Origin of the sequence: Thalassotalea litorea, assembly GCF_043642205.1 — a bacterium.
Taxonomy (GTDB): domain Bacteria; phylum Pseudomonadota; class Gammaproteobacteria; order Enterobacterales; family Alteromonadaceae; genus Thalassotalea_A; species Thalassotalea_A litorea.
On sequence record NZ_JBHZSG010000001.1, the window covers coordinates 163916 to 181614 of the forward strand.

Consider the following 17699-nt stretch of genomic DNA (forward strand, 5'->3'; position numbering starts at 1 on the left):
TGGTAATGATTGAATTTAAAAAGGTATGTAAATCTTTTGCAGATAAGCATGCCAATAACAATATTGAATTTCGTTGTTTGCCGGGCACGATTACCGGGTTGCTTGGGGTAAACGGTGCCGGTAAGTCGACCGCTTTAAAAATACTTTCCGGGTTGATCAAGCCGGATGCAGGCGATGTGCATGTAAATGGCATTTCTGTGGGGGAGCAACCTCGCAAAGCCCAGGCGCAATTAGGTTTGTTGCTCACGTCCCAAGGCTTGTACCCGCATCTTAGTGCCAGAGAAAATATTGAGTTTTACGCGGCTATGCAGGGTGTGAAGAACGTTGCCCGGGCAACCAGTGAGGTTATCGAAACCTTGCAAATGCAAGAGTTAGCAGAGCGTAACGTTGCCGGCTTTTCCACGGGAGAGTCGATGAAAGTAAGCCTTGCGCGAGCCTTAGTACACAAACCTAAATATTTGGTACTTGATGAGCCAAGCCGAGGCTTAGATGTGTTGGCAATCGCCGCATTGCGTGAATTGCTACTGGATTTGAAACAACAGGGCTGTTGTATTCTGTTCTCTTCCCACGTGATGCAGGAAATTGACATCTTATGTGACCAACTCGTGGTTATTGATAATGGCCAGGTTTGTTTTCAAGGGAATTTAGACTCGTTCAAGCAGGAGCATACGACCCTGGAAAAAAGCTTTATTCATCGGATCAGCAACTACAAACAACAGATAACAAAGGATACAGTTAAGGGGGCCTCATGCTAGCGGCGTTGATAACAAAAGAGTTACGGGAATTATGGCGAGACAAGCGCTCATTACTGGCAACATTTGCTTATGCCCTATTCGGTCCTCTGGTGCTATTTATTGTAATCAAGGGAGTCATTAGTTTGGTTGTCGAAGACACTGAGCTAAATGTTATTTTGGTGGGGGAAACCGAACAAGTTCAATATGTACAGCAATATCTGCAGTATCGTCAGCTCGATGTTGAATACTTTGACAGTAATGTTGAACAGGCTCTGGCAACTCTTGAAAGTGACAACGCAGCGGTGTTAATCAGCGTTGATACTCTAACCACTGCTTCCGGCACCGAACATTATCAGTTATCGGTTTATGCTGACACGAGTACGACTTCAGGTAACAAGCGCATGCAAAAAGCCGCTTCCATACTTAACGCTTTTGTGAACAATGAGAAGCAGACGAACCTGCTACAATTTGGTCTCGACCCTAAGCAGAGCAAGTGGCAATTACAAACCTTTACGATTAGCGAGCAGTCGGCCAGTGCGCGTCGATTTTTAGATAGTCTGTTAATTTTCCTACTTCTATCGCCATTTATTATTACCCTGAACTATATCAATGATGCTACCGCCGGCGAGCGAGAGCGTGGTTCGCTTATGCCTTTGTTATCGCAACCAGTACCGCGTAGCCAAATCGTTATTGGCAAATGGCTGGTTGGTAGTGCGTTGGGCATTGTTGGCATGATTGTTACCATGTACTTAAGTTTTTCAATGCTCGGTAGACTCCCGGTTTATGAATTGGATTTGGTGCTCCATGATGGCTTGCCGCAGCTTGTTAATGCCACTTTGATTATGATCCCGTTGGCGTTATTAGTTTGCAGCGTACAGATGTTACTGGCACTTACCGCGAAAACTTACAAGGAAGGACAAAGCTATCTAACCATGTTCAGCTTTATGCCGATGTTGATTGTGTTTTTATCAGATTCTATTAATCAGCATATTGATAGTGCCTGGCTGCCATTACTTGGGCATCAGCAGATGCTGCAAAATATCTTTTCGAATCAATCGGTAAACTCATTTGATGTGGCAGGATTAGGCGTAATTTGCTTGCTTTTAACATTCGCATGTCTGATGCTAGTTCGACATCAATTATTTCAGGAGTCTCTGGTTCAATCGCAATGATCTTTTGGAAGAAGTGGCGAGCAAAATCCCAGCTAGAAGAAGACTTGCAGGAGCATTTACCCATGCTTGAACGCCTGGTCGCTTCTTACGAGCGCAATCCTCAAATTCAGCAGGAGCTATTGCAGGAAGTGGTGCTGGCGATATGGCAGAGCTATCAGCAATTTGCTGGTAACGCTTCTATTAAGACATATTTTGCGAGAATTGCTCAGAACCGTTGTATATCTCATGTGCAAAAAGCGGTGCGGCAAGTAAAAGAGGCTCAGGTAGACCCAAATGAATGCCAGTTAACTGACACTCAGCTCGATGACGAGCTGGTCAGGCAACAGCAATATCAGCAACTACTGAATAAAATTCGCGGTCTGCCGTTACAACAAAAACAGGTTATCAGCCTGTTTTTAGAAGGTTTTAACTATCAACAAATCGCCGATATTTGTGGCTTAACCAGCACTAATGTCGGTGTTATCATCAACCGCTGCAAGCCAAAGTTGATGAATGAGTAACTATAGGTTCTTGATATGGATTCTTTAAAAAATCTCTGGCAATCGCAACATTCATCGTTTGATGCCAGCAAACTGTTAAGTCAGGCAAAAAAGCAACAGCGCCGGATGTTTTATCTGATGATGCTGGATTTATTAATTTGGTTTGCGTTGGTGATCTGGGCCTGTCTTATCATCGATCAACAATCACGACCCGATAGCCTGGCTACCGGGATATTAATTATCATGGCGGCGAGTATTGCCACCGCTTATATGCTTTGGCTGCGCACTTCGACCTGGGGCAGCGGCGAGTTGGATAGCGCCAATTTATTACGGTTGCTGATCCATCGCAGTAAAGGCGCGATTCAGGTGGTAAATGTAACCTATGGATTTATGGTGCTTATGCCAGTGATGTTGGTGCTGTTAAAGTGGTGGTATCCAACCCCGGGAGTAGATTACTGGCCAGTAATTATTGGTTACAACATATACTGTCTGGTGGTGATAGTTGTTGGCCAATGGTATAAGGGCAGACAGAATAAAAAACTGCAGAATTACGAGATATTACTGAAAGAGATTGAACAAGAAGCTCAGCGTTAGGCGTTAACCAAGGAATTAGGTGTGTTTAGCCTTCAAGGTTGAAATCAAAGATTTTTGTCATTGAACTTTCAATCGGCTTACCATTTATGGTTGCTGGTTTAAAGCGCCATTTCTTCATTGCCTCAGAAATGGAACCTTTAAAATAACGTACCTGGCGATCGTCTTCAAAATCTAGCTCTTTAACTCGACCGGCAACATCGATAACAAATGACACCTGAACTGCTTTACTTAGTTTACGACGAGCCGCTAATTTCGGATATTTCGGCGCATAGCTTTTTAGTACTTGCGCCTCAATAATATCCGCTTGTTCTTGAATATTTGGATAGGTCTTGGCAATAAGCTGATGACTTTTAAGCAGCTGAGCCTGACCGGATAAGTCGTCCTGTAGTTTGATCACGGGCAGCACTACTTGTTTTTCAGCTTTATTAGCAAATACGGTCATTTGATTGGCAAGCGGTAGCGGATCCTGACTCTGAGATCGCACAGGAATTTGACTATAGTCTTCTAAGTCAGGTGTTTCGCCTAAATCGTTTTGGATGACGTTTACTGGGTTTGATTCACCCAGAGAAGCACGCGCGATGATATCGCTCTCACTTTTGCTGTCGGAACTGGGAATGTTTAACTCTGTTGAATTTGCTGTTGGGGTGTTTTTAAAAGGGCTACGTTGAGCTGTTTTGTCAGTTGCCATCACATATTGCGAGGGAATGTCGCTTGCCTCACTTTCCGCCATACTCGTTAATTGTTCAACAATGACATGTACGGGATTGTCTTGCATCTTATTTGGCGTTGCCAGTTCAGATATTGCTACATGCTGAATGCGCTGTTTTTGTTCCTGCACATCGGCATCGTCAGGATTTAACAACCAATGGGCAATACTTGCTGGGGCAATTTGCTCAACCGCACCATCTTCGGTTTTCGCCTGGCTGGCAAGTGCTGAATTACCGATAACAGCCTGCCAAGGAGAATTTACGGAAAGAGAGGTTAAGGTAACAAATACGCCGGCAATCAAAGTCAGCGGGATCAAAGTATTCAGCTTTGATGGTGACTGCGGCTCTTCTAATATGCGCTGCACACGTTGAGTTAATTCACCGCCACTCGCAGCAATGGCCAAATCGGAACTGGCTTGGTGGTAGTCTGCTAAATCTGTCATTAACCGGGCGTATTGAATGGTTGCCTGACGATGAGACAAAACTTGTTGATCACAAATACACTCGCGTTCAAGACGAATCTGGCGACCAATCCAGTGCACGGCCGGATGAAAAAACAGCAGCAATTCGATAAGCGCCTGGCATAAATTAACCGCATAATCGTAGCGTTTGATATGAATTAACTCATGCAACAATACCAGTTCAAGTTGCTCTTTATTTAAGCCTGTTACTAATTGTGCAGGTAACATAATGACCGGCTTAATAAAGCCCAACGTCATAGGTGAGCTGATATGAAATGACAGCAGTAATTGTACCGGCCTATTCAGTTTTAGCTGCTGCACAAGTTGTGTAAATTGGTTTTGCAGTTCGCTTGTTGGTGCAAGTATTTGTTGTCGACGAACATTTTGCGTCCAAGTAAATTCGACAATAAACTTCACCAGTAAAACACTGACTATCAATATCCAGGCAATGGCTAATATGTGGGTGATTTGCAACGTGGAGACAAACCCCTGACTAAGAACCATATGCTGTGTGGATTGCACTAAATCCTGAAGCCAGGGCAACAGGGTTGTTCCAGTATCTATCGGGGAGGCATTCAGCAAGTGAAAAAAGGTGTAAGCAGGAGCAATAAAACACGCAATCAACGCGAAAACGGCGCATAAATATCGCAATTGTGCCTGGTTTTTGTGTATACAAAACAGGCTAACCCGAAGTAACAGGGCGATGATAAGCCCTTGCCAGAGAAAATGCCCCAGCGTGTATGACAACTGTTGTAAAATATCTAACCAGTTGCTGCGCAAGCTACTACACCGTTTCCCGTTGCTCTAATTCATCCAACATGGTGCGGATATCGCTAATTTCATTGGCATTGGTTGAATTGCCAATTGCACGCATTACCAACTGAGAAAGGGAGCCATTAAAGGCTTTTTGTACGAGATCTGTTACCAGGGAACTTTGCGTTTGCACGGCGCTTTCTGATGGTGCATATATGTGAGCACGTTGACGCTCATCTCTCACAACAAGGTTTTTCTCATGCATGATTTGCAATATTTTCAACACCGTGGTGTAGCCAATATGTTGCTGATCGGGTAACGCATCATTGTGGGCCTGGTGCACTTGACGCACGGTCGCTGGACCGATTTCCCATAGGATGGTCAGTAAGGATAATTCCGCTTCGGTTGGTTTTCTGTTGGGGCTTGCCATACTCACCTCTTGTTGTTTTTATTTGTGTATCTTATGTTCTAGACTAGCTTGAGTTTGGGGCTGTAGCAACCATTTTATGCTACCTGCCAGTGAGCCCTTATTGAATCTAGGTTAATCTTCGTAGTGACGCTGCAGGATTGTGGCGAGTTGCTTACCTAGGCGCATCACTTGAGTGGATTTGTCTTCTTCAACGAGTCGCCCTTGAGCAAAACTTGAATACGCACGATTAATTGCTACTTGCTGGGGGAGAACCGTGACCCCCATATTGCTCAATAGTAAACGTAAACTGGATAACCCCCGAATTCCACCAAGTGCGCCCGGTGAGGCAGCCATAATGCAGGAAACTTTATCTTTGTATGCGCTTAACGGTACTTCATCCTTGCTTGTCGCCCTTGATGCCCAATCCAGAGCATTTTTCAATAACGGGCTATAGGCGCTGTTATATTCTGGCGATGCGATTAACAAACCCTGATGTCCGAGTAGCAGACTTTTAAATGCTTCAGCATGTTCGGGCATGCCAGACTCTTGCTCAATATCCTGACAAAATATTGGCATTGGATAATCACCAAGATTGATAATGGTGACTTTCGCTCCTGCCTCTTGCGCACCACGGGCAGCGAGTTTTACTAATTGTTGATTATAAGAGTCGCGCCGGGCACTTCCGGAAAAAGCTAGAATCTTGGCCATAATTAGCGATATTTCATCAGTAACTTATTCTTTTTTATACAATAGAGGCAAAAAAAACAATTTGCCAGTATTCACCAGATCGATTTGCTGTCAGCGCGCTTTTACAAACTTCACTATGATAAGAGGAACCATAGCTCTGTCGTGACTTTGCTACCATATTCATGAATAGGTGCTATAGATAAAATCAATTTGAGATTATTGCTGCGCCACTAGATTTCCGATTGCCAAAGCGGTTTTCTGCAGGTTTTGTTTTGCATCTCGCATTGCTTCTTGCAGGGTGACAGGCCCTAATGTTGCACTGAAGGCACTGACAATGCCGTGTTGGTAGAGTTGCTGATAGCCTTTGCCCAGGCTACCACTTAGCAAGATAACTGGCGTATTCAAGGATTTACTAAGCCTCGCCACACCAAAGCAGGCTTTGCCAGCCAGGGATTGCTGATCGGATTTTCCTTCACCGGTAATCACCAGATCTGCCCACGCAATCTGGTTTTCAAGCTGCAATGCGGCGCTAATGAGATCAAAACCGGATGCACGTTTTACCTTGGCAATGGCTTCAAGGGCAAGAGATAGACCTCCGGCAGCACCGATTCCAGGGGTATTGCAAAGATCAATCTTGCTATGGGGTTGCAATAAATTCGCGAAGTGCTGAAGATTACTATCCAGGGTTTTAATCATGGCCTGATCTGCTCCTTTTTGCGGCCCAAATACTGCGCTGGCCCCAGTATCGCCACATAACGGATTTGTCACATCACAGGCCAGAGAAAACTCGACCTTAGTCAATCGTGGATCAACCTCGCTTAAGTCTAGCTTTGCCAGCTCGCTTAGCCCACCACCTCCGGTTACGATCTGAGCGCCGTTATTGTCGAGCAACCTGGCCCCCAGAGCCCGCATCAGGCCAGCCCCGCCATCATTGGTCGCACTGCCGCCAAGCCCCAGAATAATATTTGTCACCCCTCGATCCAGTGCGGCAATAATTAGCTGGCCAGTACCAAAACTATCGGTCAGTAAAGGGTTACGTTCTTGTTCGGTTAAGAGCTCGAGACCGGAAGCTGACGCCATTTCGATAACGGCAGTGCTATCAACCATACCCCAACGACTTTCAATGGTTCGTCCGAGAGGGTCGTTAACCTGAGTCGATATTATCTCACCGTTAAGGGCATTGATTAGAGCATCGACAGTACCTTCGCCACCATCGGCTAACGGAAGGCAGCGAATTTCGCAATTGAGATCCGATTGCAGCAGACCTTGTTTGATTGCATTGGCAACGTCAGCGGCGGCCAGACTTTCTTTAAACGAATCAGGCGCAATGAGAATATTCATTAGGAACTCAAATTTATCGGCAAATGAAATAGATACGTTGAGCTTAAGATAAAAATGGGTGGCGGGACAATGGAAAAAAATTAACCTCTTTGTTTAAAGCAAACAAAGAGGTTAATACCAGTGTAAGAAAACGCAAGTTTAAACGCTATTTTTTCGCTTTTGCGAACGCTTCGGCAAAGGCATTACCCATCAAGCTATTGGCGGGTTGTTTTTGCTCGCGGTGTTTATCACGAGGTTTACGTTGGGCAGGTTTTGCCGCGGCTTGCTGATGTCGCTTTTGTTCAGGTTTTGCGCCAGTAGTCGTTTCATCAAGGCGCATGGTCAGAGAAATTCGCTTTCGTTTTACATCAACATCTAATACTTTGACCTTAACAATATCGCCAGCTTTTACTACCTCATGAGGATCGCTGACAAATTTATTGGTTAACGAGGAAATGTGTACCAAACCATCCTGATGGACGCCTATGTCGACAAACGCGCCAAATTTGGTGACGTTACTCACAACCCCTTCAAGAATTAGGTTTTCTCTAAGGTCGGTAATTTTGTTTACCCCTTCTTTAAACCTCGCCGTTTTAAATTCACCACGGGGATCGCGTCCAGGTTTTTCCAATTCACTTAAGATGTCCTGAATCGTTGGCAGACCAAATTGTTCAGTGACAAAGTTGCCAGGAGTAAGTTGTTTAATGTGTTGTTGCTCGCCAATTAGCTTTTCAACAGGCATACCTGATTCATTCGCCATACGATTGACCAGTTCATAACTCTCTGGATGGACGCCCGATGCATCTAATGGATTGTCACCATGATTAATACGAATAAACCCTGCCGCCTGTTCAAATGCTTTTGGTCCAAGGCGCGCAACCTTTAACAACTGTTGGCGATTTTTAAACGCCCCATGTTCATCGCGATAGGCGACAATATTCTGTGCCATGGTTCGGGATAGACCGGCAACGCGGCTAAGGAGTGGCATCGATGCAGAATTGGCATCAACACCAACGGCATTTACACAGTCTTCAACAACCGCATCAAGACTCTTGCTCAGCTGGCTTTGACTCACATCATGTTGGTACTGACCGACGCCTATGGCCTTGGGTTCAATTTTCACCAATTCTGCCAGCGGATCTTGCAAACGTCTGGCAATCGATACTGCGCCACGCAGGGAAACGTCCAGCTCAGGGAATTCCTTAGCCGCGGTTTCTGATGCAGAATACACACTGGCGCCAGCCTCGGATACGATAAGCTTCATCGGCTTGATTTCACTCAGTTCAGCCAGAGCTTCAGCCACTAACGCATCGGTTTCTCTCGATGCTGTACCGTTGCCGATCGCAACCAGCTCAATTTTATGTTCATTGATTAAATGCGCTAAGGTGCGAATCGACTTTTGCCAATGCTTCTGTGGCTCATGTGGAAAAATCGTTGTGGTATGTAACAGCTTGCCTGTTGCATCGACAATGGCGATTTTACAACCTGTGCGAATGCCTGGATCAATACCCATGGTGACTTTCGGACCGCCAGGCGCTGCCATCAGCAACGCCTTGAGGTTTCTGGCAAAAACATCAATTGCTTCTAACTCTGCCGCTTCGCGCATACTGGAAATGAGCTCGGTTTCTAACGACAACCCTAGTTTTACTTTCCAGGTTAAACGCACAACGCGATTAAGCCAGGTGGCACCAGCCTGCTGATTCAGGTGCAAATGATAATGATCACGAATCATTTGCTCAGCACTGGATTCTGTTGCTTCGATATGAGGGTCAACATTCAGACTTAATTGTAATACGCCTTCATTGCGGCCCCGTAAAATAGCCAGTGCCCGATGTGAAGGAATGTTGCTGAGCTTTTCACTAAATTGAAAATAATCTTTGTATTTATTGGCACCCTGAATCGTGTCGTTAACAACGTTAGCGTTGATGTGGGCTTGCTTGATTAGGTGACGACGGAGCTTTTGAATGAGCTGTGCATCTTCACTGAAGCGCTCCATAAGAATGTAAGCGGCACCATCGAGGACTTCTTTCGTGGTTGGGAAATTTGCGTCAGCATTGATATAGTTGCTTGCCTGAGCTTCAGGATCTAGATCCCAGTCATTCAGCAGGGCATCAGCCAATGGCTCTAATCCTGCCTCAATGGCGATTTGCCCTTTGGTTCGACGTTTAGGTCGATAGGGTAAATACAGATCTTCAAGCGTGGTTTTGTTATCAGCCTGTTCAATCGCAAGTTTCAATGGAGCACTTAGCTTGCCTTGTTCCTGAATATTCTTGAGCACCAATTCACGACGCTCCTGAAGTTCACGTAAATAGGTGAGACGTTGCTCAAGGTGGCGAAGGTGATTGTCATCCAGTCCTTGCGTAGCCTCTTTCCGGTAGCGGGCAATAAATGGCACGGTAGCGCCTTCATCGAGAAGATTGATAGCGGCCTGAACCTGTGCTGGAGTGACGGTAAGTTCCTGAGCGATTTGCTGGGAAATGTTAATCATAAAACCAAATCCTGATGCAGTTTAGTGCTTCGCAATAGTGCGAATATTGAATTGACAGTTGTATACTAGGATTGGGTTATTTAATCCAGTATTTTTCGAGAATTCCGGTAAGATAACTGCCTGTTTATACAAAACGAGCCGAAATTGAGCCCCACTTAATTTAAAAGACTTACAATGAAGCGATCAAACTATATCACACGCCAAGGCTGGCAAGTACTGGATGATGAATTGAAATACCTGTGGAAACAGGAACGTCCAAAAGTCACCCAAGCCGTATCTGAAGCCGCAGCACTGGGCGATAGAAGTGAAAACGCCGAATATATCTATGGCAAAAAACGATTAAGAGAAATCGATCGTCGGGTACGATTTTTGATGAAACGTCTTGATGAACTCACTATCGTTTATCCTCAACGCCAACAGGCAGGAAAGGTGTATTTTGGCGCTTGGGTGTCGCTGGTTGATGAACAAGATAAAGCCGTTGCGTATCAGTTAGTCGGCCCCGACGAATTTGACGTTAACAGGGGCAAAATCAGTATTGATTCCCCGATAGCCAGAGCATTGTTAGGTAAACAGGTGGGCGATGAGGTCGTAGTAAAAACGCCTCAGGGGGAGCGCTACCTGGAAGTGGTAAGCATTGAATACGATTACAATACCTTCTGACATGGCTGCTTATTGAAAACTGGCAGCTTGGTTCTTCGCGTTATGCACATAATTTGTAACAAAACCAGGTCGTTATTTGCAAATGCAGCTTTTGACATCAGTCAACTATGGCTTATAGTGCTGTAAGTAGTTTAGGTCGGTCACAATTTCACAATTTATAAGCGAGACATGCCATGGGACAGGAAACCCCGAAAATAATAGTCGTAGATGATGATATGCGCCTTCGAGCTTTGCTGGAGCGTTACTTGGTAGAGCAAGGTTTTGTGGTGCGCAGCGCTGCGAATGCCGAGCAGATGGATCGACTGTTGGAACGTGAAAATTTTCATTTGCTGGTTTTGGATTTGATGCTGCCGGGTGAAGATGGATTATCGATTTGTCGGCGTTTACGCCAAAATGAAAACCAAATCCCAATCATTATGCTGACCGCCAAAGGGGATGAAGTCGACCGCATTATTGGTCTGGAGCTGGGTGCGGATGACTACATGCCGAAACCTTTTAATCCGCGAGAGCTACTTGCCCGGGTAAAAGCCGTGTTGCGTCGCAAAACTACCGAAGCTCCGGGAGCGCCAGCGATGGCCGAAGATGTCATCGAATTTGGCGAATTTGCGTTAAATCTGGGTACCAGAGAAATGCGCAAAGGTGATGTGAGTATGCCATTGACCAGTGGCGAGTTTGCCGTTCTCAAGGCGTTAATCACCCACCCAAGAGAGCCCTTGTCCCGAGATAAACTGATGAATTTAGCCCGAGGCCGAGATTATTCGGCACTGGAGCGCAGTATTGATGTTCAGGTTTCTCGATTACGTCGTATGTTGGAGCAAGACCCCGCGAACCCGCGTTATATTCAAACGGTCTGGGGCCTGGGTTATGTTTTTGTGCCTGACGGTTCTGCTGCAGGTTAAACGATTTTATGAGAATACTGCCCCGTAGTGCATTTGGTCAGACGGTATTATTGATTGGTTTTTTATTGTTGATCAATCAGGTCGTGTCTTATGTATCGGTGGCGGTTTATGTGATCAACCCAAACCTACAACAAATCAATCAACTGTTGGCAAAGCAAGTCAAGGTCGTCTTTATTGACGGCGGTGATGCTAAATTTAGCCCAGCGCTGGCTGAAGCATTCCATCAGGAAACGGGTATCGGCGTTTATCGTCAACGTGATGCTCAGATGTCTGGTCTGTCTCAGGCGATATATTATCCTTACCTATCGCAGCAAATGAGCGAACTGCTTGGCGGTGAAGCCGAAGTTCGTGTCTCCCAGGGTGAAGAGTATTTATTTTGGATTCGCCCACCTCAGGCGCCGAGTTTATGGGTGAAAATTCCCCTCGACGGGGTGGAGGAGCAGGGAAGTTTTTCTCCTCTTATCTCGTTCTTAGTATTGATCGGAATTTTAAGTGTTGCCGGAGGCTGGTTATTTGTCAGACAGCTAAATCGGCCGTTAAAAGCATTACAAAAAGCGGCGGAGGAAGTGGGCCAGGGGAAATTCCCAGAGCCGTTGAAAGAGCAGGGCTCTACCGAAGTCATGGCCGTAACCCGGGCGTTTAATCATATGTCCAAAGGCATAAAACAACTGGAATCAGACCGCAGTTTACTCATGGCCGGTATTTCCCACGATTTGCGTACACCATTAACCCGAATTCGTCTGGCTAGTGAAATGATGTCCGAAAATGAAGATTATCTTAAAGATGGAATCGAAAAAGACATTGATGATATGAACGCGATTATCGATCAGTTCATCGACTATATTCGCCAGGATATGCAGGAAAATACCCAGCAGGTCAATGTGAACCAACTGGTTGAGGATGTGCTCGAACAAGAAGCGATTGAAGATCGTCAGTTTCATGTTGAATATGGCGAATCCGTTGATATTCCAATGGTGTATGTGGCAATGAAACGGGTTCTGGCAAATTTGATTCAAAACGCATTGAAATACAGTGATGACAGCATAGAAATAACCACTGAGGTCGATAGAAGACGCAATCTGGCCTGTATCCATGTGGCAGATAAAGGGCCGGGGATCCGGGATGAAGACATTGACCGCCTGTTTGAGCCTTTTACTCAGGGGGATACTGCTCGCGGTACCAAAGGAAGTGGGTTAGGGCTGGCAATCATCAAGCGGATAGTCGATGGTCACGGTGGTCATGTACGCCTGCAAAATCGCCGTCAGGGCGGCCTGTTAGCGATTGTGGAATTACCCTTAAAATAGCATCACCGATCTAATAAATGGTATTGACGGTGATCGCAAAGCAGTTTAGCGCCAGAATAATTAACAGCACACCTCTGGACATTTCTTTGTTTAATGCGCAAAAGGCCATCGCTGCCCCCAATTGCATTATTTTTCCTAATCCAACACCAACAACAATGCCCAGCGTATGGGCCAGGTAACGAATAATTAAATTAGCTTCCAGGTCGATACTGCCTTGCGTCATAAAGTGGTAGGTGGTGATAAAATCAAAAACAGCGGAAAGGATCAGTAACATCCACAATATTTTGTGGCGTTCGATGGCGTACAACAGGTTCTCTTTTAAAGGGACTTCCTGATCAAGAATTATCATTTTATTCGCTATTATTGTTAAGTAGTTTTGCTTTCCATTATCGCCGTCCTAACAAAATACACGGTGCAGATGTTTAAAGTTAGATGGGAAATGGCAAAAAAGCTACTTAACTAAGCACAAAGATTTCACGTCAAAAAGGGTAAGATGACACGCACATTAGTCGTGTCGTTAAATGCGCTGGTGTATAAGAATTACAGGTTGGGAAGCTACAAAAATATGGGAATTGCGATGAGCCGCAATTCCCATATTCTATCAAAGCCTAAGCTTGAGCGTTTATTTTAGGCGTTTACTTTAAGCTGAGGACCGGCAACTACCAATTGTTCACCATGCTCAGTGTCGGTAAATTTTTCGAAATTATTGATAAATAATTCCGCCAGATTTTCAGCCTTTTGGTTCCAGATATCCGCATCTTCGTAGGTATCACGCGGGTCGAGGATTTGATCATTTACCCCTGGAAGCGCTAACGGTACATCTAAGTTGAAGATAGGCAGAGATTTTTGCGGGGCATCATCAATGGAGCCATCCAAAATTGCATCGATAATCGCTCGCGTATCTTTAATTGAGATACGTTTACCAGAACCATTCCATCCGGTGTTTACCAGGTACGCTTGCGCGCCAGATGCCTGCATGCGCTTGCGCAGTACAGCCGCATATTGGGTTGGATGCAGACTTAAAAAGGCCGCCCCAAAACAGCTCGAAAAGGTTGGAGTCGGTTCCGTTATGCCTCGCTCTGTGCCTGCCAATTTAGCCGTAAACCCAGAAAGGAAGTAATATTCGGTTTGTTTGTCATCCAGTTTCGCGACCGGAGGAAGTACACCAAAAGCATCCGCGGTCAGGAAAATCACTTTAGTTGCATGGCCGGCTTTTGATACTAGCTTAACAATATTATCGATGTGGTAAATCGGATAGGAAACTCGGGTGTTCTCGGTTTTTGAGCCATCGTCGTAATCGATATTACCCTGATCATCGACCACGACATTCTCCAGCAACGCGTCGCGACGGATAGCCTGATAAATGTCAGGTTCATTTTCGGCGCTCAGGTTAATAGTTTTTGCATAACAGCCGCCTTCAAAATTAAAGACACCATTGTCGTCCCAGCCATGTTCGTCGTCCCCGATTAACTGACGTTTGGGATCAGTAGATAACGTCGTTTTACCGGTTCCGGATAACCCAAAGAAAATCGCCACGTCGCCTTTTTCACATACATTCGCACTACAATGCATTGATGCGATCCCTTGCAGAGGTAGTAGGTAGTTCATCATTGAGAACATACCCTTTTTCATTTCACCGCCGTACCAGGTACCACCGATCAATTGGATCCGTTCGGTTAGATTAAAGGCGACAAAATTTTCAGAGTTTAATCCCTGCTGCTGCCAATCCGGATTATTGGTTTTAGCACCATTCATAACGACAAAGTCCGGTTCATAACCGCAAAGTTCTTCGTCACTGGGACGAATAAACATATTTTTTACAAAGTGTGCCTGCCAAGCAACTTCAGTGATAAAGCGAACTTTTAATCGGGTATCGGGATTTGCGCCACAATACGTGTCCATAACAAATAGTCGCTTACTGGAAAGCTGTTTTGTAACCAGATCTTTTAGTGACCGCCAGGTTTCCTGTGACATGGGTTTGTTGTCGTTTTTACCTTGATCCGACCACCAGACTGTATCTTTGGTCAGTTCATCGCGGACAATATATTTGTCTTTTGGCGATCGGCCCGTAAAAATGCCGGTATCAACAGCGACAGCGCCAGATTTTGTGACTTTCCCTTGTTCAAAGCCAGTTAGATCCGGCTTTGTTTCTTCCTCAAAGAGGGTGTCATACGAAGGGTTGTGAATAATTTCCGCAGTATTTTCAATGCCGTATTGGGATAGATCAAGTGACTTGGCGGCGGTCATTTTAGCTGTGCTCCTGAATGCGATTTATTGTTGCTTTAACAAATAAGGCAAATTGCCCGGTGAAATACGGGCAAATAGTAACGAAAATTCAAGAGTAGTGGAAGTCAATTGTGAAAGTTTTCAGGCAAACTTTCATAATTGTGAAAGGTTAGCGTTAACACTTGTTAATGCTGAGTTTGTGGGTTGAGAATAGGTTGTAATTTTTGTCGGTCAAAGTGGTAAGTCTTTTGACAATAATCACAGGTCATGTCGATAGTCATGTATTCTTCGATATGTTCTTCGATTTCCTGCTTGGAAAGATTCATGATCGCCGCCAAACATTTATCTTCGGAACAACCGCAGTTGAAGCTAACCTGTTGCGGCTCAAACAAACGCACTTTCTCTTGATGATAAAGGCGGAACAATAATTGTTCGGCCTCTAGAGAATATAACTCTTCATCTTTAACCGTATTGGTTAATTGGCTTATATGATCAAAGTCGGCAAGTTGTTGTTCTTTATCGTCAGAATCGGGCAAAACCTGTAGCAACATACCTGCTGCCTGACGATTCTGCGCATCAACGCTCAACCAGATTTTTGTGGTTAGCTGTTCAGAGGTCGCAAAATAGTGCTCCAGACATTGACTTAACGTCTCACCTTCCAGGGCAACGATACCCTGATATCGTTCGCCATGCTTTGGCATGATGGTTATGACCATATTGGCGTTGCCCAGCATATCGCTTAAGGTGTCGCCCACAATCGTGCCATTAACCTGCGCGACACCGCGCATTTGTTGCTCATGGTTACCATTAATGACCGCAAAAGCTACAGGTCCATCCCCCTGTAGTTGCACAGAAATCTCCCCTTCAAACTTCAGGGTTGCAGTGAGCAAGCTCGTCGCCGCTAACAGTTCGCCAAGCAAGCGCGTGACGGCTAACGGGTAGTCATGAACACCAATAATGTCGCCAAAGCTTTGCTTTAGCTGAACGATTTCTCCACGAACATGTAATTCTTCAAACAGATAACGATTTAAGACATCAAAGTTTTCGCTCACGATTAGATCCTTTCTTTAAATTGTCGTATTTGCCGGCGTTGTTTCTTATCAGGTTTGGTTTCTGTGCCCGGTGATAATAGCAGCCCTTGCTTGCGGGCCTGGGCTGTTGCTTCCCGACGGTTTAAGCTTTCTTCGGTTTCCTGATAAAGAGTCTGGGCAAAGGTGGCGTCTTTACGACGATCCGCCAGTGCCTCGATAATGACTTCTTTTTCGTCGAATCCCTGACGTATTCGAACTTTGTCACCAATGGCAACTATCTTTGCCGATTTTGTTCGCTGTCCATTATAGAACACTTTGCCGCCTTCTATCATTTGCTTGGCTATCGCGCGGGTTTTATAAAAACGAGCTGCCCACAGCCATTTATCCAGGCGATATTGATTATCACAAGCGCTTAATTTATCGGATTTTTTAGCCATAATTTCTCCACTTATAATGGGGCGCGAATCTACCATAGTCATGTGCTTGAAACCAGTTGTGGTTGCTGGTAATTTGACCGGTTCTGAAAATAATCAGAAAAAAATCTCGCAATACCTTGTTGACTCCGTGTGGGTAACGTATTATCGGGCAATCAAATTACAGAGTCTGTTTCGTTTTATTCCCAAAAAAAGAAAGGGGAATATTTTAAAAAACCAGTTATTCTGAGACTGAGAATTGTACCACGCGCCTCCGTCTCGCTCCTTTCTATCAGCGCTATAAGCATTAGGGTTACGCTGGAAAATTACAACACTAAAAAACAGCCTGTAAACTATTATAATAAATTAAACAAATATTTATGGATTTGGCTCAAATGACAGACAGGCTTGTCCAGATCTGGCAAAAACTCCCGCAAAAGGGAATTAGTCAGGCTCTGGGAATTATCCTGATAACATATATAGCTTACATGCTGGCTAAAGGCACTTGGCTGTTTTTTCCGGATCCACAAGTTGTTGCGATGAAAAGCGCATCTTCCGGGAATAACCAAACGAACGCCGAGTCGTTTGATACTGCTGAGTTTAAAAAGCTTAATTTATTTGGGGTCAAAACCGAACAGCAGAAAAATGCTCAGGCCACCGAGCTTGAAGAAGAATCTGCGCCTGAAACCCGTCTTAACCTTACCCTGACCGGCCTGGTCGCTTCCGATGATCCTTCTGTAGCGGCGGCTATTATTGAGTCTCAAGGCAAGCAGGAAACTTACGGCGTTGAAGATAAAATTGAAGGGACCCGGGCGATTTTAAAACGGGTCAGAACCGATAGAGTCATTATCGAATCTGCTGGCCGTTTAGAAACCCTGATGCTCGATGGGTTTGAATATTCGAAAAAAACACCTGCCGCTGGGGCGCCAAACTCTGATGGTCCTACAACCAACCGTGCAAATTCGCGACAAACGTTAACCAAGGCACAGGCCAACTCCCCGGACAGCAACCAGGTGAAAGTGAATCAGGCAAAAATTAAAGAGCGAGTTGCTCAGTTAAAAGCCGATCTTAAAGATAACCCGGGAAAATTTACCGACTATATAAAAGTGTCTCCCCATCGCGAGCGGGGAAAAATACAGGGGTATCGATTATCGCCTGGTAAAGACAGAGAATTTTTTAGCGATGTTGGCCTCAAGGCCGGTGATATCGCGTTACAGATCAATGGCAATGATTTAACTGACATGCGTCAGGCACAACAAGCCCTGATGGAATTACGTCAGTCGACACAATTGTCGCTCGTGGTCAAACGAGGCGGGGAAATACAGAATATTTCCCTCGATTTAGAAAATTAATAATTGGAGA

At 45.1% G+C, this 17699-nt stretch carries 17 protein-coding genes; 8 read left to right on the forward strand and 9 right to left on the reverse strand.

What is annotated here, in order from left to right; all coding sequences use genetic code 11:
• Positions 1–5: 5 nt before the first annotated feature.
• Genes ACHUFQ_RS00615 through ACHUFQ_RS00630 form a run of 4 tightly spaced genes read left to right on the forward strand, consistent with a single transcriptional unit; the run spans position 6 to position 2979 of the window.
• Positions 6–755: an ABC transporter ATP-binding protein gene (locus ACHUFQ_RS00615; RefSeq protein ID WP_394171989.1), complete on the forward strand. Its 750-nt coding sequence runs from the start codon at positions 6–8 to the stop codon at positions 753–755.
• On the forward strand, positions 749–1906 hold the full coding sequence (locus ACHUFQ_RS00620) for an ABC transporter permease (protein WP_394171991.1): 1158 nt from the start codon (positions 749–751) through the stop codon (positions 1904–1906). Before ACHUFQ_RS00615 ends, ACHUFQ_RS00620 begins: the two co-directional genes overlap by 7 nt.
• On the forward strand, positions 1903–2406 hold the full coding sequence (locus ACHUFQ_RS00625) for an RNA polymerase sigma factor (protein WP_394171992.1): 504 nt from the start codon (positions 1903–1905) through the stop codon (positions 2404–2406). Before ACHUFQ_RS00620 ends, ACHUFQ_RS00625 begins: the two co-directional genes overlap by 4 nt.
• 15 nt (positions 2407–2421) lie before the next feature.
• Complete coding sequence (locus tag ACHUFQ_RS00630; RefSeq protein WP_394171994.1) at positions 2422–2979, forward strand: hypothetical protein; 558 nt, start codon at positions 2422–2424, stop codon at positions 2977–2979.
• A 25-nt stretch (positions 2980–3004) separates the two neighbouring features.
• Here the strand turns inward: ACHUFQ_RS00630 and ACHUFQ_RS00635 are convergent, their stop codons facing one another.
• The 5 genes from ACHUFQ_RS00635 to ACHUFQ_RS00655 form a co-directional block, all read right to left on the reverse strand.
• Positions 3005–4927, reverse strand: a complete 1923-nt coding sequence (locus tag ACHUFQ_RS00635) for a TonB family protein (RefSeq protein ID WP_394171996.1) — start codon at positions 4925–4927, stop codon at positions 3005–3007.
• A 4-nt stretch (positions 4928–4931) separates the two neighbouring features.
• Positions 4932–5330, reverse strand: a complete 399-nt coding sequence (locus ACHUFQ_RS00640) for a BlaI/MecI/CopY family transcriptional regulator (RefSeq protein WP_394171998.1) — start codon at positions 5328–5330, stop codon at positions 4932–4934.
• A 111-nt stretch (positions 5331–5441) separates the two neighbouring features.
• Positions 5442–6017 (reverse strand): NADPH-dependent FMN reductase, encoded by a 576-nt coding sequence (locus tag ACHUFQ_RS00645; protein WP_394172000.1) that lies wholly within the window; start codon positions 6015–6017, stop codon positions 5442–5444.
• A 195-nt stretch (positions 6018–6212) separates the two neighbouring features.
• A complete protein-coding gene (locus ACHUFQ_RS00650; RefSeq protein ID WP_394172001.1) occupies positions 6213–7337 on the reverse strand; it encodes a glycerate kinase in 1125 nt (374 codons plus the stop codon).
• A gap of 145 nt (positions 7338–7482) precedes the next feature.
• On the reverse strand, positions 7483–9804 hold the full coding sequence (locus ACHUFQ_RS00655; protein WP_394172003.1) for a Tex family protein: 2322 nt from the start codon (positions 9802–9804) through the stop codon (positions 7483–7485).
• 174 nt (positions 9805–9978) lie between these two features.
• On the opposite strand from ACHUFQ_RS00655, the gene greB reads away from it, so the two are divergent.
• The 3 genes from greB (at position 9979) to envZ (ending at position 12667) form a co-directional block, all read left to right on the forward strand.
• A complete protein-coding gene (greB, locus tag ACHUFQ_RS00660; RefSeq protein WP_394172005.1) occupies positions 9979–10464 on the forward strand; it encodes a transcription elongation factor GreB in 486 nt (161 codons plus the stop codon).
• Between the two features lie 173 nt (positions 10465–10637).
• Positions 10638–11363, forward strand: a complete 726-nt coding sequence (gene ompR / locus ACHUFQ_RS00665) for an osmolarity response regulator transcription factor OmpR (RefSeq protein WP_394172007.1) — start codon at positions 10638–10640, stop codon at positions 11361–11363.
• 8 nt (positions 11364–11371) lie between these two features.
• Positions 11372–12667 (forward strand): two-component system sensor histidine kinase EnvZ, encoded by a 1296-nt coding sequence (gene envZ, locus ACHUFQ_RS00670; RefSeq protein ID WP_394172008.1) that lies wholly within the window; start codon positions 11372–11374, stop codon positions 12665–12667.
• 10 nt (positions 12668–12677) lie between these two features.
• Here the strand turns inward: envZ and ACHUFQ_RS00675 are convergent, their stop codons facing one another.
• The 4 genes from ACHUFQ_RS00675 to hslR all read right to left on the reverse strand — a co-directional run bounded on the left by ACHUFQ_RS00675 (position 12678) and on the right by hslR (position 16361).
• Positions 12678–13016 (reverse strand): hypothetical protein, encoded by a 339-nt coding sequence (locus tag ACHUFQ_RS00675; protein WP_394172009.1) that lies wholly within the window; start codon positions 13014–13016, stop codon positions 12678–12680.
• Positions 13017–13294: 278 nt separating this feature from the next.
• A complete protein-coding gene (pckA, locus tag ACHUFQ_RS00680) occupies positions 13295–14914 on the reverse strand; it encodes a phosphoenolpyruvate carboxykinase (ATP) (protein WP_394172011.1) in 1620 nt (539 codons plus the stop codon).
• A gap of 164 nt (positions 14915–15078) precedes the next feature.
• Positions 15079–15945: an Hsp33 family molecular chaperone HslO gene (gene hslO, locus ACHUFQ_RS00685; protein ID WP_394172012.1), complete on the reverse strand. Its 867-nt coding sequence runs from the start codon at positions 15943–15945 to the stop codon at positions 15079–15081.
• A gap of 2 nt (positions 15946–15947) precedes the next feature.
• Positions 15948–16361, reverse strand: coding sequence for a ribosome-associated heat shock protein Hsp15 (gene hslR / locus ACHUFQ_RS00690; protein WP_394172014.1), 414 nt, complete (start codon positions 16359–16361; stop codon positions 15948–15950).
• A gap of 371 nt (positions 16362–16732) precedes the next feature.
• Here hslR and gspC point away from each other — a divergent pair, with 371 nt between their 5' ends.
• Positions 16733–17689, forward strand: a complete 957-nt coding sequence (gene gspC, locus ACHUFQ_RS00695) for a type II secretion system protein GspC (RefSeq protein ID WP_394172016.1) — start codon at positions 16733–16735, stop codon at positions 17687–17689.
• Positions 17690–17699 lie beyond the last annotated feature (10 nt).